The organism is Shewanella sp. 10N.286.52.E4, from assembly GCF_041468785.1.
Taxonomy (GTDB): Bacteria; Pseudomonadota; Gammaproteobacteria; order Enterobacterales; family Shewanellaceae; genus Shewanella; species Shewanella electrodiphila.
Genome location: NZ_JBFRJJ010000047.1, coordinates 35744 through 57248, shown reverse-complemented (window position 1 = coordinate 57248; position 21505 = coordinate 35744). Strand labels below are relative to the sequence as shown.

20 protein-coding genes are annotated in these 21505 nt (G+C 40.5%); 10 read left to right on the top strand and 10 right to left on the bottom strand.

Translation table 11 applies throughout. From position 1 onward, the window contains the following. Window positions 1–7 precede the first annotated feature (7 nt). Window positions 8–2077 carry a glycine--tRNA ligase subunit beta gene (gene glyS / locus AB4153_RS19895; protein ID WP_371998461.1) on the top strand — a complete coding sequence of 690 codons (2070 nt, stop codon included), beginning with the start codon at window positions 8–10 and terminating at the stop codon, window positions 2075–2077. A 97-nt stretch (window positions 2078–2174) separates the two neighbouring features. On the opposite strand, the gene AB4153_RS19890 is transcribed toward glyS, so the two are convergent. After that, complete coding sequence (locus tag AB4153_RS19890) at window positions 2175–3251, bottom strand: HDOD domain-containing protein (RefSeq protein ID WP_371998460.1); 1077 nt, start codon at window positions 3249–3251, stop codon at window positions 2175–2177. 330 nt (window positions 3252–3581) lie between these two features. Between AB4153_RS19890 and AB4153_RS19885 the strand changes: the two genes are divergently transcribed. Together AB4153_RS19885 and AB4153_RS19880 are read left to right on the top strand one after the other, a co-directional pair. Continuing rightward, window positions 3582–4112: an RNA polymerase sigma factor gene (locus tag AB4153_RS19885; protein ID WP_102529111.1), complete on the top strand. Its 531-nt coding sequence runs from the start codon at window positions 3582–3584 to the stop codon at window positions 4110–4112. A 2-nt stretch (window positions 4113–4114) separates the two neighbouring features. Next, entirely contained in the window at window positions 4115–4501 is a 387-nt protein-coding gene (locus AB4153_RS19880) for a DUF6768 family protein (protein ID WP_102529112.1), read from the top strand. Between the two features lie 136 nt (window positions 4502–4637). Here the strand turns inward: AB4153_RS19880 and gyrB are convergent, their stop codons facing one another. The 4 genes from gyrB to dnaA all read right to left on the bottom strand — a co-directional run bounded on the left by gyrB (window position 4638) and on the right by dnaA (window position 10774). Then, window positions 4638–7055 carry a DNA topoisomerase (ATP-hydrolyzing) subunit B gene (gene gyrB / locus AB4153_RS19875; RefSeq protein ID WP_248956947.1) on the bottom strand — a complete coding sequence of 806 codons (2418 nt, stop codon included), beginning with the start codon at window positions 7053–7055 and terminating at the stop codon, window positions 4638–4640. 15 nt (window positions 7056–7070) lie between these two features. Further along, the gene (gene recF / locus AB4153_RS19870) at window positions 7071–8153 is read right to left on the bottom strand and encodes a DNA replication/repair protein RecF (RefSeq protein ID WP_371998459.1); all 1083 of its coding nucleotides are present in this window, start codon (window positions 8151–8153) and stop codon (window positions 7071–7073) included. Between the two features lie 112 nt (window positions 8154–8265). Beyond that, entirely contained in the window at window positions 8266–9366 is a 1101-nt protein-coding gene (gene dnaN, locus AB4153_RS19865) for a DNA polymerase III subunit beta (RefSeq protein ID WP_102529115.1), read from the bottom strand. A 19-nt stretch (window positions 9367–9385) separates the two neighbouring features. Beyond that, complete coding sequence (gene dnaA / locus AB4153_RS19860) at window positions 9386–10774, bottom strand: chromosomal replication initiator protein DnaA (protein WP_102529116.1); 1389 nt, start codon at window positions 10772–10774, stop codon at window positions 9386–9388. A 448-nt stretch (window positions 10775–11222) separates the two neighbouring features. Between dnaA and rpmH the strand changes: the two genes are divergently transcribed. The 6 genes from rpmH (at window position 11223) to AB4153_RS19830 (ending at window position 15679) form a co-directional block, all read left to right on the top strand. After that, entirely contained in the window at window positions 11223–11360 is a 138-nt protein-coding gene (rpmH, locus tag AB4153_RS19855) for a 50S ribosomal protein L34 (RefSeq protein ID WP_011867659.1), read from the top strand. Window positions 11361–11376: 16 nt separating this feature from the next. After that, window positions 11377–11733: a ribonuclease P protein component gene (rnpA, locus tag AB4153_RS19850; RefSeq protein ID WP_102529117.1), complete on the top strand. Its 357-nt coding sequence runs from the start codon at window positions 11377–11379 to the stop codon at window positions 11731–11733. Next, on the top strand, window positions 11700–11954 hold the full coding sequence (yidD, locus tag AB4153_RS19845; protein WP_102529118.1) for a membrane protein insertion efficiency factor YidD: 255 nt from the start codon (window positions 11700–11702) through the stop codon (window positions 11952–11954). The genes rnpA and yidD overlap by 34 nt, the downstream gene beginning before the upstream one ends. Before the next feature lie 3 nt (window positions 11955–11957). Next, window positions 11958–13586: a membrane protein insertase YidC gene (gene yidC, locus AB4153_RS19840; RefSeq protein ID WP_371998458.1), complete on the top strand. Its 1629-nt coding sequence runs from the start codon at window positions 11958–11960 to the stop codon at window positions 13584–13586. An 82-nt stretch (window positions 13587–13668) separates the two neighbouring features. Further along, the gene (mnmE, locus tag AB4153_RS19835) at window positions 13669–15027 is read left to right on the top strand and encodes a tRNA uridine-5-carboxymethylaminomethyl(34) synthesis GTPase MnmE (RefSeq protein WP_371998457.1); all 1359 of its coding nucleotides are present in this window, start codon (window positions 13669–13671) and stop codon (window positions 15025–15027) included. A 25-nt stretch (window positions 15028–15052) separates the two neighbouring features. After that, entirely contained in the window at window positions 15053–15679 is a 627-nt protein-coding gene (locus AB4153_RS19830; protein WP_241906462.1) for a PolC-type DNA polymerase III, read from the top strand. Window positions 15680–15772: 93 nt separating this feature from the next. Here the strand turns inward: AB4153_RS19830 and AB4153_RS19825 are convergent, their stop codons facing one another. Both AB4153_RS19825 and AB4153_RS19820 read right to left on the bottom strand, forming a co-directional pair. Continuing rightward, the gene (locus tag AB4153_RS19825; protein WP_102529121.1) at window positions 15773–16507 is read right to left on the bottom strand and encodes an ABC transporter substrate-binding protein; all 735 of its coding nucleotides are present in this window, start codon (window positions 16505–16507) and stop codon (window positions 15773–15775) included. Window positions 16508–16651: 144 nt separating this feature from the next. Next, window positions 16652–17299, bottom strand: coding sequence for a TetR/AcrR family transcriptional regulator (locus AB4153_RS19820; RefSeq protein WP_248956943.1), 648 nt, complete (start codon window positions 17297–17299; stop codon window positions 16652–16654). 134 nt (window positions 17300–17433) lie between these two features. On the opposite strand from AB4153_RS19820, the gene AB4153_RS19815 reads away from it, so the two are divergent. Then, entirely contained in the window at window positions 17434–18303 is an 870-nt protein-coding gene (locus AB4153_RS19815; protein ID WP_229370982.1) for a LysR family transcriptional regulator, read from the top strand. A gap of 145 nt (window positions 18304–18448) precedes the next feature. Here AB4153_RS19815 and AB4153_RS19810 read toward each other — a convergent pair whose 3' ends face one another. The 3 genes from AB4153_RS19810 to AB4153_RS19800 form a co-directional block, all read right to left on the bottom strand. Continuing rightward, window positions 18449–18802 (bottom strand): cytochrome c3 family protein, encoded by a 354-nt coding sequence (locus tag AB4153_RS19810; RefSeq protein WP_102529124.1) that lies wholly within the window; start codon window positions 18800–18802, stop codon window positions 18449–18451. 24 nt (window positions 18803–18826) lie between these two features. Beyond that, complete coding sequence (locus tag AB4153_RS19805) at window positions 18827–20347, bottom strand: flavocytochrome c (protein ID WP_371998456.1); 1521 nt, start codon at window positions 20345–20347, stop codon at window positions 18827–18829. A gap of 214 nt (window positions 20348–20561) precedes the next feature. Beyond that, window positions 20562–21437: a LysR substrate-binding domain-containing protein gene (locus AB4153_RS19800; protein WP_371998455.1), complete on the bottom strand. Its 876-nt coding sequence runs from the start codon at window positions 21435–21437 to the stop codon at window positions 20562–20564. Window positions 21438–21505 lie beyond the last annotated feature (68 nt).

Genomic DNA, 21505 nt, shown 5'->3' with positions numbered 1-21505 from the left:
GTAGAATATGAACGTTGAAAACTTACTCATTGAAGTGGGTACAGAAGAATTACCACCAAAAGCATTACGTAAACTTGCTGAGTCATTTCTAGCAAACTTTACCGAAGAGTTAACTAAAGCAGAATTAGCTTTTGCCGATGCTACTTGGTATGCAGCGCCTCGCCGTCTGGCGATTCGTATTGAGCAACTCGCTGTCGCTCAAGCAGACAAAGTGGTAGAAAAGCGTGGCCCTGCAGTTGCACAAGCATTTGATGCTGAAGGTAACCCAACAAAAGCCGCTATGGGCTGGGCTCGTGGTAACGGTATTACCGTTGAACAAGCTGACCGTCTTAAAACAGATAAAGGCGAATGGTTATTACATCAAGCAAAAGTGGTTGGTGTTGAAACTAAGTCACTTATTGCAACGATGGCGCAAAAGTCACTTGATAAGTTACCAATACCTAAGCCTATGCGCTGGGGTAGCAATACCACACAGTTTATCCGTCCTGTTCACACCGTAACCATGTTATTAGGTGATGAGTTAGTTGCTGGTGAATTATTAGGTATTGAATCAGCACGCACGATCCGTGGCCATCGTTTCATGGGGGTGGATACCTTTGAACTAGACCATGCAGACAACTACTTAACCGAGTTAGAAACGCAAGGTAAAGTATTAGCTGACTACCAACGTCGAAAAGACATCATTAAAGTGAATGCTGAAATTGCAGCCAAACAAATCGGCGGCGTGGCAGAACTTGAAGATGAACTACTTGAAGAAGTCACAGCATTGGTTGAATGGCCGGTTGTGTTGACTGCAAGCTTCGAAGAAAAATTCTTAGATGTGCCAGCTGAAGCCTTGGTTTACACCATGAAAGGCGATCAGAAATACTTCCCAGTATTTGATAAAGCGGGTCAGTTATTACCGAACTTTATCTTCGTCACCAATATAGAATCTAAAGATCCACAGCAGATTATTTCGGGTAACGAGAAAGTCGTTCGCCCTCGCCTTGCTGATGCTGAGTTCTTCTTTGAAACTGACAAAAAACAGTCTTTAGAAACACGTTTATCCAGCTTAGAGTCTGTTGTTTTCCAAAAGCAATTAGGCACGATTAAAGCCCGCGTTGAACGTATTTCAGCTATGGCGAGTTTCATTGCCACCAGCATAGGTGCAAATAGCGAAGAAGCTGCGCGTGCAGGTTTATTGTCTAAGTCAGACTTGATGACCAATATGGTGATGGAATTTACCGACCTTCAAGGCACCATGGGCATGCATTACGCACGCTTAGACGGTGAAACTGAAGCGGTTGCTGTTGCCCTTGCTGAGCAATATAAACCTAAATTCTCTGGCGATACTGTGCCTACAGCACCTATCTCAATCTGTGTCGCATTAGCTGAAAAGCTTGATACTTTAGTGGGTATTTTTGGTATTGGCCAAGCACCAAAAGGCGCAGCTGATCCATTCGCACTTCGCCGTGCTGCTATCGGTATTTTGCGTCTTTGTTTAGAGAACAATTTACCGTTAGATTTAGTTGATTTGATTGCTAAAGCAAAAGAGTTACACGGTGAAAACCTGACAAACGATAAAGTATCTGAGCAAGTACTTGAGTTCTTTATGGGCCGCTTCCGTTCTTGGTATCAAGATCAAGGTGTGAGTGTTGATGTGATTCTTGCGGTCTTAGCACGCAAACCGACTGCCCCAGCAGATTTTGAAAGTCGCATTAAAGCTGTGGCTCACTTCAGAACTTTAGAACAAGCATCAGCACTTGCTGCTGCCAATAAGCGTGTGTCTAATATCTTGGCTAAAGTTGAAGGTGAAATCCCATCTACTATTGATTCAGGGCTTTTAGTTGAAAGTGCTGAAAAAGCATTAGCAGACAAATTAGTAGCGCTACAACCTCAGCTTGCTCCTTTATTTGCTGCAGCTAACTATCAAGAAGCACTAGCTTTACTAGCAAATCTACGTGAAAGCGTTGATACCTTCTTTGAAGATGTGATGGTAATGGCTGATGATGCAGCACTTAAGAATAACCGTTTAGCACTGTTAAATAGCTTACGTGAACAATTCTTACATGCTGCGGATATTTCATTACTTCAGTAATGAATATGTCTAATAAGCACTTATAAAAAACGCGCCTTTCGGCGCGTTTTTATTGTTCATCAAGCATTAATCACGTCGAAGTTAGATCGACTTATGACTATAAACTCAGCAATTTTTGATGCAGCACTTCAAACTGCTCGGCATCTATTTTCACTTGAGACAAAAGCTGTCCCTGCGCCTCGACAGTTAATTTATTCACCTGCTTTAGCATAGAACATTCACTGACAATATTGGCTCGCCATACCGCGATTGCTAATGGATCAGTAGGCTGATGAAGTGAGTTAGCCAGTTGCGCTAATGGCTGTTCAAATTGAGCTGGTAACTGCCAATGTTTAACCAGCAATGCACTTAAGCTTAATGATTTAGTGGTCATGACTTGCTTAAACAACACTGAGCTAGGCTGTTCACCCGGTTCTGCTTGTCGAAAAGCTTCAATCATCATTTTAAAAATGGCAATTTTACCCACATCATGCAATAAACCGAGAAAAAACGCTGTGTCACCATCCTCGTCAGCAAACGCCTTCGCAAGAAAGGCAACCTGCATAGAATGGCGCCAAATTTCGGCACCAAAACGCCTGAAGTAAATAGGCTTAATATTTATCATTTCTTTCATCAAACTAGTACGTACAAACAACTGCAGCTGCTGCAAACCAATTTGAACCACAGCTTGCTGTAAGCTAGTAATCTCTTTGTCAGAACGTTTAAAGGCACTGGAATTACATAGTTTCAAAACCTCGATACTCAAAACAGGATCTTGTTCAATCATGCCGAGCAAATCTTTAGTATCAATATCTTCTTGAGCCAACTTTCTATCTAACTCAGATAGACGGCTTGGCAATTTAAGTACCTTCTCTGCAATCACTTTTGGCGAACTAAAAGCCTGCTCAATTTTAGATAGAACATTGCGCTCTAAACTATTGGCCATTGCGCCAGTGTCTTGATCGCTTACAGGAAACAATAAGCTGTAGAATAAAGCTGAAGAATCGACAGTGATTGCCATCGTTGCCGCTGGCTGATTTGTAGACTGATTTGTCACCGTTTTGCTCACCGCATGTGATGCGTTTACAGAAGCCGTTTTAGATAAAAGGCTGTTTTGCGAATTTAATGCGCTAGCAGCATTCACCTCTTTCTTAGAGCGAATATTAAATATCTTATTAAATAATGCTTTAACCACTTGTATGACCTAAGTAAAAGTAATAACCACTAAACCAAGAGTAATCCTTTACTGTGTTCTAGTATAAAGTATAGCGACCGCAAGGAATCAAGAACGTAACCACTTCACACATTTGGAAATACAAAAAGATATCTCCCAATAATGTCTAAAAGTGAACGTAACATTATATCCAAACAAACAAATTTATTTTATCCCTTTAAAGGATAATGATTTATAACCCTTTGCTTATATCATTACCTCTATGAGTCATCACAGTAAAAATAAATAATAAAAAACCGAACCATTCAATGTTGTCTCTCGTCTTTACTCTACATCTTGTTAAAACCTTACATGGAGTATCTATTTATCCGACAAGCACAAATAGAACTTTGGGTACTTGAAGCGCAAGCTGGAAATTTAAAAGCGTTTGATCAGCTCTATCAGCACTTTTATCCGCAAGTATTGTCGTTTGCATATAGAACAACCAGCAACAAAGGGCTGGCTCAGGATGCTGTTCAAGAGGCATGGCTAAAGCTTTCAACAACAATGACTAGAATAAATGATCCCGCAGCATTTAAGACTTGGTTATTTAAACTAACTCATTGGCAAGTTTTAGATATGGTCAAAAGCAATAAAAAGCATATGTATACCCCACTTGATGCAATAGGTGAGATAGCAGCAGAAACCAAAGCCGATACATCAGAGTTAGCACAAGCAATGAAGCATTTAAGCTTAATTGAGCATCAGGTTATTCATTTATTTTACTTAGAAGGCTTCAGTCTCAGTGAAATAAGTCACATTTTAAACATTGCTTCAGGCACAGTTAAATCAAGACTGTTTCGAGCCAGAGCAGCGTTAAAACAAGTATTAGATAAGGATTAATTATGAGTTTAGATGACAAAATACGTGAACAGCTTGAGCATGAAAATGAGTTATTAAAAGCCCAAATAAATCGAGACCCCAATTTGTGGAGTATGCTGGCAAGTGCCTATCAAGGTAGGCTAGGTGGCTGGATGATCATATCGACTATTGTTGCATTTGGTCTTTCTGCTCTGATGTTGTGGTGTGGCTATGAATTCTTTTTTGTAGAGTCATCAATGGCAACTAAACTGCAATGGGGAGTGGGCCTACTACTGAGTAGTATGATGCAGATAGCAATAAAAATGTGGACCTTTAATGAGATGAACCGCAGTGCAACCCAAAGAGAGATTAAAAAACTAGAAATTGCGATTCAGACATTGAGTCAGCAAATCACAGAAAAGCAGAAATAGGTTTTGTGCATGTGGTTGTGGTTGTGTATTGGGTAAATGTATTGGGATAGGCATGCTTGAGTGTGACACTGAGATGTAGGCACAAAAAAGGGAAAGCAAAGCTTTCCCTTTTAATTTAAGACTTAACGAGTAATTGTTACACGTCCAAGTTAGCTACGTTCAATGCGTTAGTTTCAATAAAGTCACGACGTGGCTCTACTTGATCACCCATTAACGTTGTAAATAGTTGATCAGCACCTACAGCATCTTCAATCGTCACACGCAACATACGACGTGTTTCAGGATCCATTGTAGTTTCCCACAATTGCTCAGGGTTCATCTCACCCAATCCTTTATAACGTTGGATATAAAGACCACGTTTAGCTTCGCTCATCGTCCATTCAAGCGCTTCTAAGAAAGTTTCTACTTCCTTCATACGCTCACCACGTTTGATGTAACCGCCTTCTTCAATCATACCGTCTAACGCTCTACCTAGCTTAGCAATAAGCGAGTAGTCGTTTGACTGGAAGAAGTCATAGCTGAACAAGTAATTCGTATCAATACCGTGCTTACGAATTGTTAAGCTAGGTAGATAAGCTTTACGCTCTGGATCTAATACCGGCTCAATGCTGTAAATCACACCATCAGACTCAAGTTCAATTAAGTCTGCCACGAATGCATCACACCACTGCTTCATTTGACCTTCATCAGATAGCATTTCATTGCTCACACCTGGATGATGGATCATACGATTAGTAATAGACTCAGGGTAACGTTTAGCTAAACGATCAATGATTGCTTCAACTTCACGATATTGGCTCACTAAACGTTCTAAAGGTTCACCAGTCATACCTGGAGCGCCTTGAGTCGGATAAATATGAGTGCCATCTAACGCTTGAGTAGTTAAGTATTCAGTTAACGCCGGCTCATCTTTTAGATACTGCTCTTGCTTACCTTTTTTAACTTTAAACAAAGGAGGCTGTGCAATATAGATAAAGCCACGCTCAATTAGCTCAGGCATTTGACGGAAGAAGAAGGTCAATAGCAAGGTACGAATGTGCGAGCCATCGACGTCGGCATCGGTCATGATGATGATGTTATGATAACGGGTTTTCTCTGGGTCGTAATCTTCACGGCCGATACCACAACCTAGTGCAGTAATTAACGTTGCCACTTCTTGCGAAGATAACATTTTATCAAAACGTGCTTTCTCAACGTTTAAGATTTTACCTTTAAGCGGAAGAATCGCTTGGTTTTTACGGTTACGTCCCTGCTTGGCTGATCCGCCAGCAGAGTCCCCTTCCACTATGTAGATTTCAGAAAGACCAGGGTCTTTCTCTTGGCAATCTGCAAGTTTACCTGGCAAACCACCTAAATCGAGTGCGCCTTTACGACGTGTCATTTCACGAGCTTTACGCGCTGCTTCACGAGCACGAGCGGCATCAACAATCTTACCCACAATCAATTTTGCATCGACAGGGTTTTCTAATAGGTAATCATTTAACTGCTCACCCATTGTTTGTTCTACAGCGCCTTTCACTTCACTTGAAACCAATTTATCTTTGGTTTGTGAACTGAACTTTGGATCTGGTACTTTTACAGAAACAACCGCGGTCAAACCTTCACGAGCATCATCACCCGTTGCGTTGGTTTTGCCTTTCTTATTGAAGCCTTCACGCTCCATGTAGTTATTTAAGTTACGTGTTAATGCACCACGGAAACCCGCTAAGTGAGTACCACCATCACGTTGTGGAATGTTATTGGTAAAACAGAAAATGCTTTCTTGATAACCATCATTCCACTGCATTGCGACTTCAACGGTAATGCCATCTTCACGTTCTTGAGTAAAGTGGAATACGTCTTTGTTGATTGGCGTCTTGTTACGGTTCAAGTAATCTACGAATGCGCTAATACCGCCGTCGTATTTAAAGAATTCATTACGCTCATCACGTTCGTCAACAAGGCGGATACCCACACCTGAGTTCAAGAATGATAATTCACGTACACGTTTGGCAAGAATATCAAAATGGAACAAGGTATCTGAGAAGGTTTCAGCACTTGGCCAAAAACGGATATGAGTCCCAGTCTTTTCAGTATCACCAACTGGTGCGATAGGCGCATCTGGAACACCCATAGTGTAGAACTGTTCATAAATATGACCATCACGACGAATGATCATTTGCAGTTTTTCAGATAATGCGTTTACTACCGAAACACCTACACCGTGCAAACCACCAGAAACTTTGTATGAGTTATCATCGAACTTACCACCAGCATGAAGTACGGTCATAATCACTTCTGCAGCTGAAACCCCTTCTTCTTCATGGATTGCAACTGGAACACCACGGCCATCATCTGTAACAGATACAGAACCATCAGCATGAATGGTGATAGTAATGTCATTACAGTGACCCGCTAAGGCTTCATCGATAGAGTTATCGACCACTTCGAATACCATGTGATGAAGACCCGTACCATCATCTGTATCGCCGATGTACATCCCTGGTCTCTTACGAACTGCATCAAGGCCTTTTAAAACCTTAATACTCGAAGAATCATAACTATTCTCTGACATATTTCTCTCTCGTTTTTATTCAACTACCGTGACTTGCCCGTGTTCCACATGAAACATTTTACTTGGCGGGCTTGCCAGCGAATCGACTATTGCAACAGGATCAATCGCTGTGACAAAAATTTGTGCACCGGTTTCGGTTAACTGTTTTAGCAATAGCTGCCTATGTTGTGCATCCAACTCAGATGGAAGATCATCCACAAGGTAAATACTATGCTTGTTCTGTTGTTCTTGAAGCAATTTGCCTTGTGCAATACGCAGTGCACAGACTAATAATTTTAACTGTCCTCGGGATAACGCATCTTGCACGGGTAGGTTGCCAACACGTAATCGCAAATCTGCTTTGTGTGGTCCACTACCTGTATTACCCGATGATAAATCTCGGTGATATTGAGTTTCGAGTAACTCGGAAAAATCCGTTTTGCTATCCCAGCCACGAGTAAAGGAAACTTTAATATCAACTCGTGGTAAAAACTCTTCGATTATACCCTTAAGTAGCTCATTTAACGAGTCTACATAGTGATTTCGTATCGAAGTAACTTGTTCAGCATACCGCACCAATTCCTTATCCCAAAATTGAATTGAGGCATAAGAAGATCCGTCTCTAAGCAGCTGATTTCTTTGCTTTAAAATTCTTCTCGTATTTACCCATGCTTGATAAAAATTAACGTCAGCATGAAAAGCGCCCCAATCAATGAATTGACGGCGGGCTTTTGGACCTTCAAATAGCAAAGAAAAACTTTCAGGGGTGATAACTTGAATAGGTAACGTTTCAGCTAAAACAGATAATCGCTTCACTTTATCGCCATTCATTTTGACATCAATGTCGCCATTTCTAAAACGTCTTAGGCCTAATTTCGCTTCACCCGACTCCATTTCGAGTTCGGCAAATAACGTTAGGCTGTCTTGCTCAATATTAATCACCCTTTGCGATAAGTGACTTCGAAAAGAACGCCCCATTCCCAAAAAATATATCGCTTCTAATATACTGGTTTTTCCACTGCCATTTTCACCATAAATCAAGTTTAAACCTGACGCTGGTGTTAATGACGCCGAAAGGATATTACGAAACTGGGCGATATTAAGATGGGTTAAACTCATGAGTGGTAATTTCTCAAACCTATCAACAAAGACATAAAACTAAAAAAGGTGCCTTAATGTAGCACCTTCTTGGGATAAAAACGTTTCGGTAATCTATTTAGATCAATAGAAACTATAAACGCATAGGCATCACGACATACATTGAATCTTCTTCGGCGTGGTTTTCTATTAACGCACTCGAGTTTCCATCAATAAGCGTGATTCTGACGTCGTCACTGGCTAAGTTATTCAATACATCTAGCAAATAGCTTACGTTGAAGCCAATTTCTAAATTTTCAGCGTTATATTCAACATCGATAATTTCTTCAGCTTCTTCCTGCTCAGGGTTGTTGGCAGTAATGCGCAATAAACCAGGTTCAAGCTGAATACGCACCCCACGGAACTTCTCATTAGATAAAATAGAAGCTCGTGTTAATGCTTGTTTTAAGTGGTTTCGACTAGCAACGACAATCTTATCACCGCCTTTTGGTAATACACGGCGATAATCAGGGAAGCGTCCATCAACTAACTTACTGGTAAATACCGCATTGTCAGTGGTCGCACGTATAGCACTATCACCAATGGCAATATTAATTTCTTTGTCTTCACTTTCTAGCAAACGTGACATTTCCACCACACCTTTACGCGGCACAATGACTTGTTTTTCAGGTAGTGCAATACCAATGTCACGATGACTTAATGCTAAACGGTGTCCGTCAGTCGCAATCGCTTTTAATGAAGTACCAGAGGTTTCAAATAACAAACCATTCAGGTAATAACGCACATCTTGGTTAGCCATTGAAAATTGAGTTGAATCAATAATCGACTTAAGCGTGCCTTGTTTGAGGCTAAATTCTATTTCAGCTTGGAATGCTTCAACATTCGGGTAATCGGATGCTGGTAAGGTTGCTAAAGAAAATCGGCTTCGGCCTGAGCGCAATAACCATTTGTTTTCTTGTTGCTCAATCTTGATTTCGACTTGTTCTGGAAGTGACTTAACAATGTCTAATAGCTTTTTAGCAGGAACAGTCGTACTACCCACTTCAACTTCACCTTGAATAGGAGCTTGACCAACAAGCTCAACCTCTAAATCCGTACCTGTAAGCTTAAGTGAGTCTTCACTAACTTCGATTAGCAAGTTGGATAAAATAGGTAAATTGTGACGTCTTTCTACTGCGCCACACACTAATTGAAGTGGTTTTAATAGGGCATCCCTATCAATTGAAAATTTCATTCGACTCAATTTCCTGATATTAAGAAGATAATGTACGTATCAAGTTAGCATAATCTTCTTTAATGTCATGACTTTCTTCACGCAATTGGGCAATTTTTCTGCATGCGTGTAATACGGTAGTATGATCACGACCCCCAAAGGCATCCCCAATTTCAGGTAAGCTTTGGTTTGTTAGTTCTTTTGATAATGCCATCGCGACTTGACGAGGTCTCGCAACACTGCGAGAACGACGCTTAGATAACATATCAGCCATTTTAATTTTGTAGTATTCAGCAACCGTCTTTTGAATATTATCAATGGTCACTAATTTTTCTTGCAGTGCTAATAAATCACGTAATGCTTCACGGACAAAATCAATTGTGATGGGTCTGCCGGTAAAGTTAGCGTTGGCAATCACGCGGTTTAATGCGCCTTCCAATTCACGAACATTAGAACGTAAACGCTTAGCAATAAAGAAAGCCACTTCATCAGGAAGGTTAATACCACTCTCTTCTGCTTTACGCATTAAGATTGCCACACGGGTTTCCAGTTCTGGAGGCTCAATCGCCACCGTTAAACCCCAACCAAAACGTGATTTTAAACGATCTTCTACCCCATCAATTTCTTTAGGGTACTTATCAGATGTCAGGATGATCTGATGATTACCTTCTAATAGTGCATTGAAGGTATGAAAGAATTCTTCTTGTGAACGATCTTTATTGGCAAAGAATTGAATGTCATCAATAAAGAGTGCATCTACACTACGGTAATAACGTTTGAAGTCTTCAATTGCATTATTTTGCAATGCTTTAACCATATCCTGAACAAAACGCTCAGAATGCATATAAACCACTTTAGCATTGGGATTATTTTTAATAATGCCATTACCCACAGCATGTAATAAATGGGTTTTACCTAAACCGGTGCCGCCATATAAGAATAATGGGTTGTATGCACCACCTGGGTTTTCTGCTACTTGCAGTGCCGCCGCTTTACCTAATTGGTTTGATTTACCTTCAACAAAATTATCAAACTGGTAAGTTGGGTTGATGTTACTGCGATGGTTCGCATGTTCAACTGGCTCTGCTTGCGTATTAAATGCAGTGCTAACACGTGGCTTAGCTTGAGTGCTTTGCGGTTGTCTTACCTCTGCCTTTACAGGTGCAGGTGTTCTGACCGCTGACGGACGGCTACCAATATCAAAGCGCAGCTTAGGGGCATTTCCACCTAACTGTTCGGTAAAAAATTGATTGATGATATTGATGTACTTATCTCGAACCCAATCGAGTACAAAACGATTAGGTGCATAAAGTACCAAAGTATCGCCATCCATTTCAGCCTGTAACGGACGGATCCACATACTGAATTGCTGCGCAGAAAGTTCGTCTTGCAGCCTGCCGATACATTGTTGCCAAAGTGAAACCGCCACTTAAAATTCCTTAATATCGTTTGTTGAAGGAGGGGTATTCTATCGTTAGATCTCAATGATCGCTATCGATAAAAAAATATTTATCCCCAGCCTGATCATTGTATGTGGATATCTGTGATCTTTAAAGATCAAAAACGATCCAATTAATCGTATTTGTTCGCAGTTCCTGCTTTATTAACCGATCACTCTTGATCTATAATAGCCGCAGTTTGATCTCGTAAAACTGCCTTTGATCCACTACATGTAGTGTTGATTCACAGAGTTATCCACATCCTGTGGTGCATTTTTGGCGTTTAACGAAAAACTAATTAGGTAAAAATTGTTCATATAGCTACTTTCCTTGTTGACGGTAGTGATTAAAGTGATTACAATTCGGCCTCTTTTTTGCCCTTACCTCTTATTTTAAGAATGTAAGGTTTATTAACTACTAAATATACGGATTGCCAAAATGAGTAAACGTACTTTTCAACCAAGCAACCTGAAGCGTAAGCGTTCTCACGGCTTCCGCGCACGTATGGCCACTGTAGGCGGCCGTAAAGTGATTGCACGTCGTCGTGCAAAAGGTCGCGCTCGTTTATCTGCTTAATCGGTAGATATTCATAGTGACTAGCTATGCTTTTACGCGGGAGTTACGTTTGTTAACTCCCGCGCAATTTAAATCTGTATTTTCAAATCCCATCAAAGCATCTTCTGCTGAAATAACTCTGCTCGCTATACCTAATTCAGAACAACATCCTCGTATTGGGTTAACAGTTGCTAAACGTTTTGTTAAAAATGCCAGCGACCGTAATCGTATTAAGCGAATAATCAGAACAAATTTCCGTTTAAGTCAGCATGACATCCCAAATCTTGATATTGTAGTCTTGGTTCGAAATGGCGTGGTCGATATGGAAAATGCAGAACTACATAAATTAACAGAGAAGTTATGGCGCAAGCTCAGTCGCCGTTACAATGGCTAGCCACCAAGGCTATTCGTGGTTATCAACTTCTTATCAGCCCCATGCTGGGACCTCGCTGTAGATTCAACCCAACGTGCTCTTATTATGCAATTGATGCAATAAAAACGCATGGAACTGCGAAAGGTTGTTGGCTTGCAGCGAAACGCATACTAAAATGTCACCCTTTACATCCCGGCGGAAGTGATCCCGTCCCCCCTAAAAACGACAGGTGTAACAAATAGGCTATGGAATCTCAACGCAATTTAATGCTTATCGCACTACTGTTTGTCAGTTTTTTACTTTGGCAAGCATGGCAAGACGATAAAGCACCACAACCGACAGCAACACAATCGGTTGTTCAAACGAATAACGTACCTTCGTCAAACATTGGCGATGTACCCGATGCTGATTCAAGCATGCCTGTTCAATTACCGGCGACGCAAAACCTCATTTCAGTTAAAACTGATCAGCTAGATATCAAAATCGACCCTGTCGGTGGTGATATTGTTTACGCAGCGCTGGTTGACCATAAAGTTGAAATCGACAGTGATGACTCATTTGTTCTATTAGAGCAAAACGGTACATTCAACTATATTTCTCAAAGTGGTTTAATCGGTCGTGATGGTATTGATAGCAGTACTCATGGACGTGCGCATTTTTCTGCTGAATCAGAAGAATATGAATTAGCCGCTGGCAAAGACTCTTTATCTGTACCATTAAGCTATGTAGATGCAAATGGCGCAAGTTACACCAAAGTATTTACCTTCACTCGTGGCCAATATGATGTGACTGTTGATTACAACGTTAACAACACCACTGCAGCTCCGCTTCAAATGCAAATGTACGGTCAAATTAAACAAACCGTTCAAGCATCTGAAAGCAGCATGATGATGCCAACTTACCGTGGTGCAGCATTCTCTACTCAAAACGTGCGTTACGAAAAGTATGATTTTGAAGATATTGCTAAAAGTAACCTGAACCAACAAACACTGGGTGGTTGGGCTGCAATGCTTCAACATTACTACGTGTCAGCTTGGGTGCCACCAGCAACTGATTCAAACACTATTTTCACTAGCATGAGTGCTGGTGGACAAGCGAACATTGGTTTCCGTGGTGCTGTTCATGATATTGCTCCTGGTACACAACAAACCATCAGTGCACAGTTCTTTGTAGGTCCTAAAGACCAGAAAGCCCTTTCTTCTATTTCAGAAACCCTGAACTTAGTAGTCGATTATGGTTTCCTTTGGTGGTTAGCTATTCCAATTTACAAACTACTGATGTTCTTCCAGTCGATTGTAACTAACTGGGGTTTGGCAATTATCTTAATTACGCTTTCTGTTCGTGGTCTGTTATATCCACTGACTAAAGCGCAATACACCTCAATGGCAAAAATGCGTAACCTACAGCCAAAACTTGCTGAACTGAAAGAACGTTTCGGTGATGACCGTCAGAAGATGGGTCAAGCAATGATGGAGCTTTACAAGAAAGAGAAAGTTAACCCAATGGGTGGCTGTCTTCCTATCTTGCTGCAAATGCCAATTTTCATCGCATTATACTGGGTATTACTAGAAAGTTATGAATTGCGTCACGCACCATTCATGCTTTGGATTGACGATTTATCGGTTCAAGATCCTTACTACGTACTACCGTTACTAATGGGTGTGTCAATGTGGTTAATGCAGAAAATGCAACCAATGGCACCAACCATGGATCCTATGCAAGTTAAGATGATGCAGTGGATGCCGGTTATCTTTACTGTGTTCTTCCTATGGTTCCCATCAGGCCTAGTACTATACTGGTTAGTGGGTAACTTAGTGGCGATTACACAACAAAAGATTATTTATGCAGGTCTTGAGAAAAAAGGCTTAAAATAAGTCATAGCTCAAACTGATATAATCTTTAAAGGCGGCTATTAAGCCGCCTTTTCCTTTACTATTTTCAACAAGGTTTTCCTCAATGACAGACACTATCGTGGCACAAGCAACCGCACCAGGTCGTGGCGGCGTCGGTATCATTCGTGTATCAGGTGATAAAGCAACTGAAGTCGCGCACAGCGTTCTAGGCCACTTACCTAAAACTCGTTATGCCGATTACTGTGACTTTAAAAGTGCTTCTGGAGAAGTCATTGACCAAGGAATTGCCTTATTTTTTAAAGGACCTAATTCCTTTACTGGTGAAGATGTATTGGAACTACAAGGCCACGGCGGTCAAATCGTACTAGACATGCTGATTAAGCGTGTGATGGAAGTCGAAGGACTTCGTATTGCTAAGCCAGGTGAGTTTAGTGAACAAGCCTTTATGAACGACAAGCTTGATTTAACCCAAGCTGAAGCCATTGCCGATTTAATTGATGCCACCAGCGAACAAGCTGCTAAAAGCGCCTTAAACTCGCTCCAAGGTGAATTCTCCGATGAGGTACATCAACTCGTAGAGCAAGTCACTAACTTGCGCTTATACGTTGAAGCAGCGATTGATTTTCCCGATGAAGAAGTCGATTTCTTATCAGACGGTAAAATTGCCAACTCATTGTATAAAATCATCGATAAACTTGATTCAGTTCAAGCGAGCGCAAAACAAGGCTCGATTATCCGTGAAGGCATGAAAGTCGTTATTGCAGGCCGTCCGAATGCGGGTAAATCGAGTTTACTGAATGCATTAGCAGGTAAAGAGTCTGCCATTGTGACTGAAATAGCAGGTACGACTCGTGATGTGCTACGTGAACATATTCACCTTGATGGTATGCCACTGCATATTATCGATACTGCAGGTTTACGTGACACCGTTGATACCGTAGAAAAAATAGGTATTGAGCGAGCTTGGGATGAAATAGACACTGCAGATAGAGTGTTATTTATGGTTGATGGCACAACCACTACTGATGTTAACCCTCATGATATTTGGCCTGACTTTATCGACCGTCTACCATCAAGACTTGGCGTCACAGTTGTACGTAACAAAGCTGATTTAACCGGCGAGCCTGTTATGACCACAGATGAACATGGTTATAACGTTTACCGCATTTCTGCTAAAACAGGTTTAGGCGTTGAAGAACTTAAACAGCACCTTAAGACATTAATGGGTTACCAAAGTAACCTAGAAGGCGGCTTTATCGCCCGTCGTCGCCATTTAGAAGCATTAGACTTAGCATCAAGTCACTTACAGCTAGGTAAAGAACAGCTGGAAGTGTATTTAGCAGGGGAGTTACTGGCAGAAGAACTGCGCATGGCACAAATGGCGCTATCTGAAATTACCGGTAAATTCACCTCTGATGATCTATTGGGTAAAATCTTTAGCTCATTTTGTATTGGTAAATAAGTTCCACATTTAAAAGAGAAATTCAGTGTCTATAGCATCAAGCACATTAGCAAATACCGTCATCGTTCTCGACTTTGAAACCACAGGTTTATCACCAGATAATGGTGACCGCGCAATTGAAATTGGTGCAGTAAAGCTAGTTGATGGTGTGGTAGTTGATTCATTTCAAGAATTGATGAATCCAGGTCGCCGTGTAAATAGTTTTATTGAAAACTACACAGGTATTAGTAATCAAATGCTGCAAACAGCCGATGACTGCGAAACGGTCATGGCGCGGTTTGCTAATTTTATTGAAGACTTCAACCTTGTAGCCCATAACGCTAGCTTTGATAAGAAGTTTTTAGATGCTGAATTCGAGCGAATTAATTACCAATACTCTGGACAGTTTGCTTGTTCTTTATTGTTATCACGCAGAATTAACCAAGATGCGCCCAATCATAAATTAGGGACCTTGGTGGATTATCATCAATTACCCAATGATGGTGTATTTCACCGCGCGTTAGCCGATGCAACCATGACCGGTCACTTATGGCTTCACCAACTTGATACCATTGAGCTACACCGTCCGCATCAAGTCATAACATTCGATAATATTCAAACAATCACTCGTTTACCCAAAGCTAAAGTGATGGATTTTATCAAAAAAATATAATGACGAGTTTTTAATAAAAACACGATATCGTGAATTCAGTTTAGAATTAATGCCAGCTTGAATGTTGGCATTTTTGGGTTTTATCACTGTAATCTATTCAATAATTTGTTCAGGCACTTCTAATCCATATCGTTCAAAGTACTGATTTATCTTACCTGTGTCGCCATACTCTTTTATCAATCTAGCCACGTCAGAATACAATTTAACTGCTTTAGACTTTTTAGGTATGCTGATATACATAGGATTTTCAAAAGTATCTACAAGAGTAATTTTTTCAAACTTACCCTCAAATAACTCAACATTATGAGAAGCTGAGGTAACGGCAACATCTATACGGTTCCTTTCTAACATTCCCACCAATTGCTGTGTTTTACCCACCAGAGTTAACTCCCTACTCTCGAAAGTTGAAAATGTTGGTGAATAGAAATTACCTCGAATAGCGCCAACTCTATAATTATCGAGTTCTTTATATGATTTTATATCTACGTCTAACCTAGGAGATTTATAAAAATTCAGATTTCTTATGTAATAACCGTATGCGATTGGATATAGAAATACTTGTCTTGCTTCAGTCATAGAATGGCGAACTAATAGGTCTACCTTGCCACTTTCAGCTTCTTTAATAGAACGGATCCATGGTACATTTTCCCAGTTAATCTGATGCCCTAGCTCAATAAAGATATCAGTCATCATTTCAGGAACGACACCTTTGCATTCGCCATTTTCAAAAAATAACTCAGGAGGGTAATTGCGGCAATGTGCAGTGAATGTTTCAGCAAAGATATTCGAGGAAAAAAATCCAACAAAACAAATGATCAATATTTTCATACGCCTCCTTTTTCATCTAATACTTGCAATAAAGTCACACTTAAACAGTGTAGTTCAAACAAGCTAATTAGGAATAATATACGGAGACTTTATCAAGGCTAAGCCTGTATCGAGTGCAGAGTTTTACTCTCCACCTTACTTAACCTATGCCGCACACTGTTGCTGCGGCATGTTATTTAACCACTCTTGAAATTTAGCTATCCCAGGTAAACGCTTATCTGAATGCCCCAATAACTGCACAATGGCGTAGCAGTATTGATAATATAGCTGGACATCATTACCATCTTTATCAGCATCATCAGTGTTAATTATTGCGCCGCGTAAATAGTTAATCACTAACTCACCTCGATTAAAGCCTTCAACTTTACCTATTCTAGCAATCATCTCATTGAACCATACAAAGTAAGCATCGTAGCTTTGCTGATATGCTAACTGATAAACTTCACTTGCCTGTGATAGCACCTCAGAGTTAGGCATAACTCTTTCAATAACAAAAGTCTTATTCACTAAAGTGTCGTGTAATCGCCAACATTGATGAGCTAAAAATTGAATGAGAGGATCTTGATAATCCTGTTTATCAAGTTCAGCTTGAGCACTCCAGCGATTTAAATCATTAATAGCAACCGCGACCATTAAATCAGCCTCTGTCGGAAAGTGATTATAAATAGTCCCTTTTGAAATCTGGCTCGCTTTGACTAAATGTGAACGGCATAAATCAAAAGTTTTATGTCCTTTTAAGCATCGTTGTGACACTTCAACTAGGTATTCACCTCTTTGCTGCCAACTTCCCATGTTACATTCCTTACTTCATATCAAAATTATGTTATCAGTTCACATTCACACGATAACAAGCTTTTTACGACTTCGATATTAAGTAATACTGATACCACTATGAACATTATCAATAGCCAGTTTTTCTAAAGCCTATGTTAAAAATTGAATTACTAGAAAGCTTCATTGCGGTCGCAGAAAATGGCAATCTTTCGAAAGCAGCTGAGCAAATTTGTCGAACTCAATCAGCATTGAGTTTGCAAATAAAAAAGTTGGAAGAGAGTGTCGGCCAGCCATTATTAATACGCGATAATAAAGGGGTAACACTGACAGAGTCTGGTGTCACTTTACTCAATTACGCCTATAAAATGATGCAACTGAATTCACAAGCTTTAGATGATTTAAAAGATAGTCAAAACCGTGAAATCATCCGTCTTGGCGTGCCAACAGACTATATAAAACGTTATCTAAGTAGCTGTTTACTTGAATTTATTCGTGAATTCACTCGTATAGAATTAGTGATTGATACAGACGTGAGTGGCAACCTTTACAAACGCCTAAAGCAAGGTGAGTTTGATGTGATAGTCGCGACACATTGGCAAACACCGGCCAACGGTGAATTACTGTTTGAGCGACGTTTTCATTGGGTTGCTGCTAAAAATGGTAATGCTCATAAACGTAGTACGATTCCAATGGCTTTATACCCAGAAAACTGCCCTATTCGTGCCCAAGTATTTGCTAACCACCAACTGACAATGCGCTCGATCAACGTATTACTTTCAACGCCCTCACCGCAAGCCTTATGTATGGCGGTTGAAAATGATCTGACTATTGCACCCGTTGCCGAATTTAGGATCAACGATAAAATGCAGATATTAGATCCCGTTGAGCACGGACTGCCTATATTGCCGGTATTCAATGAAGCGCTATACCTCAATCCAGATACTCAAACAGATGCAACCCAGCAACTGATCACTCTAATCAAGGCCAATGTTGAGAACTTAGCAGAAGTGGCTGATAGCTAATAATTCAAAACGATTAAAAAACAAAAAGCCTCTAACCAGATAGTTAGAGGCTTTCAGAAGACTTCATAAATGAATTTAAATGGGCAAATTAATAACTCACTATTTGTACTAGCTCAATCTTCTTTTGAGGCGTGACAATTAAGTATTATTTTTTGTGCTTATCATACTTAAACGTATGACAGTCACTACAAATCGGCTCTTTCGCTTTATGTTCACCATGACATTCCTGACAAGGTAACTCTTTACCGTAATGTAAGTTGTTATGTGGGTTTTGCCACTTATCCTCTTCACTACGGGCAGTTGTTTCAGCTAATTCATCCACATCATGACATTGCTGACAAGCTTGGTCTGATGGAAATTGTTTAATACCATTGTCATGACAAGCTTTACAATCTTTGCCGATAACGTCTTGATGGTAAGCTCTGATTTCTACCGCTTGTACTGTTGCACTACTTAAGCAAAGTAATCCCAATGCAAGCATCATCTTTAATGTTTTCATCAATAATTCCTCTTGTTAATTGGGTTAAGCTTTCATTGTGCTACGGGCGGCTGTCATACCCATGACCATACACTCAGGGATAGAACAACTACCTAAACGGCTCACACCATGGATACCACCACACACTTCACCTGCGGCATATAAACCCTTGATAGGGTTACCTGTAAAGCTATCTTTCACTTCAGCTTTAGTGGTAATTTGCACGCCACCTTGGCAGTAATGCACTTTTGGCCATAAACGAACCACAGTAAATGGTGCTTCAATATACTTATCTTTCGCTTTGGTCATATTCTTGCCAAATTGAGTATCTTCACCTGACTTAACATACTGGTTATATTGTTCAATTTGGGTTTTAAGTGCTTTTAATGGCACTTTGAAATGCGCAGCTAATTCTTCGACAGAATCAAACTTCCAGCCGACGTTATACTTAATGACCTTTTTAGTATTAGGATGCTTTTTAGAATCCTTATAGCTGGTAATTAAGATTGGCGGTAATGCATTGCCTTTTTCATCACGACAAGCTAACTCAGCATCAGCACGAGTTTTACGGTCGGCAATTTCATTCATGAAGCGCTGACCAGTTAAACGGTTAATCGCAATTGAATGTGGAAAGTTATAAATAGAGTAGTTAGACACATATCCAAATCCACCTTCATCAGGTGATGCCCAAGGGCCAGATTGAATATGCGCTAAATGAACTGGTACCGCGCCTAAGCGGAACATTTCATACATCCCCTCACCTGTAGCACCAGGCGCATTGGTACAACCCACTTCAGAGGTTAATGTTGGATCTTGCGCCATACGTAAATTAACGTTTTGAGCAAAGCCGCCAGTTGCCATTATCACACCGCGTTTTGCGCGGATATTAATAATTTTTCCAGGTTGGTCTTCGCCAAAGTGGTAGTTATCACGCATTTTAACGCCTACAACTTCACCTTTATCACCAATCAAGAAACCTTCAAATTTCGAGCGATTATGGGTATGAACACCCAATTCACGACACTTATGTAATAAAGGCTGAGTGATACCCGCGCCACAACTCACAGTTGTTTGGTAAGTACGCGCCACCGAATGACCACCAAGTTGCTGTAAATATGGATGGTATTCAGACCCCGCATCAAAGGTCATTTGCAACGCTTCCATTGCATGTTCTGCAACATGGCGTAATAAAGCTTCATCAGCGATACCACGTCCAGCAGCCATTTGATCAGCAACCATGCGCTCTACTGAGTCATTCACGCCTTCTTTAGATTGCATTGGCGTACCAGGGGCAGCAAACAAGCCACCATTAATCGCCGAATTACCACCAAAATAAGACATTTTCTCGAAAATATGGACATCTTTAGCGCCTAGTTTAGTCGCTTCAATTGCGGCGGCTAATCCTGCGAAACCCGAACCAATAATGACAATTTCAATTTCCTTGTCCCACTTAACACCGTCTGCCTTTTCAGAAACAGCCATCGCAGGGGCTACCATTGCAGCCCCAGCTGCTACACCTAGTCCAGCAATAAATTTACGGCGTCCTAACAGATCTACATTACTCATAGGTCATCACCCTTTGTTTAAATTGACCCTTTCATCATAAAGATGGAATCAATTCCAAAAAGGGAATTAGGCAGCAGTTAGCTATATCTAAAGGAGTAGATATTCAAAAATGAAATATAGCGCATAATTTAATCAAATATGGATGTGAGTTACCGATTTGGAACCTATTCCAAATCGGTAACTCACAATAAAATCGAGGGAAATAACAAGTAAATTACTGCTGAGTAAGAGAAAATGTCAATTTATCTACTAACAACCTTACTTTAGGAGACAAATGACGGTTTTGTGGGTACAAGGCCCAAATCCCTTCTTTTTCTTGTTGAAACGGTGCCAGTAATACCGTTAACTTATTATCGTTAATAGCCTGCTGAACGTAATATCCTGGCAGTTGTACAATACCTAAGCCTTTTAATGCCGCATCAAGTAAACTAATGCCACTACTACACTGCAAGTTCCCTTGCACTTTTATACTTCTATTTTTACCTGATTCAGTAAAGTGCCAATGGGATTGTGAGCCGATTAAGCAATTATGCTGGCTCAGTTCTGATAACGAATAAGGTGCACCAAAACGGCTAATATACTCAGGCGAAGCGCAAACAAATTGTTCTCGGCTAGTTAATCGTTTAGCCATCATGCTTGAGTCTGCTAATCGGCCTAAACGAATAGCAAGATCATAGCCGCCTTCTACCAAATCTAATTGTCGATTGGTTAACTCACATATAACTTCTACATCTGGATATTGCTGCATATAGTCAGTCACAATCGGCATAATAAATTTTTCACCGTAAGTTACAGGCGCTGTCAGTTTAATCAGGCCTTGAGGCTTATTCTGTAAACTGGTTATCGCCCGCTCAGCTTCTTCAAGACCATCGATAACTTGACGGCAATGACGATAAAAAACCTGTCCTTCTTCGGTTAACGATACTTTTCGTGTCGTGCGATAAAACAGTTTGGTACTTAGTCTATTTTCAATTTGACTAATTTGACGACTGACTTGTGCTGTTGAAATCGACAAACGCTTACCCGCAGCAGTAAAGCTATCCGTTTCAGCTACTGCAACAAATTCATAAACTCCTTCCCATGGCAGCATTGTTACTCACTCGTAAAAGTTATTTGCAATTTAAGCTTATTATCAACTGACAGAAAATAAATACAATA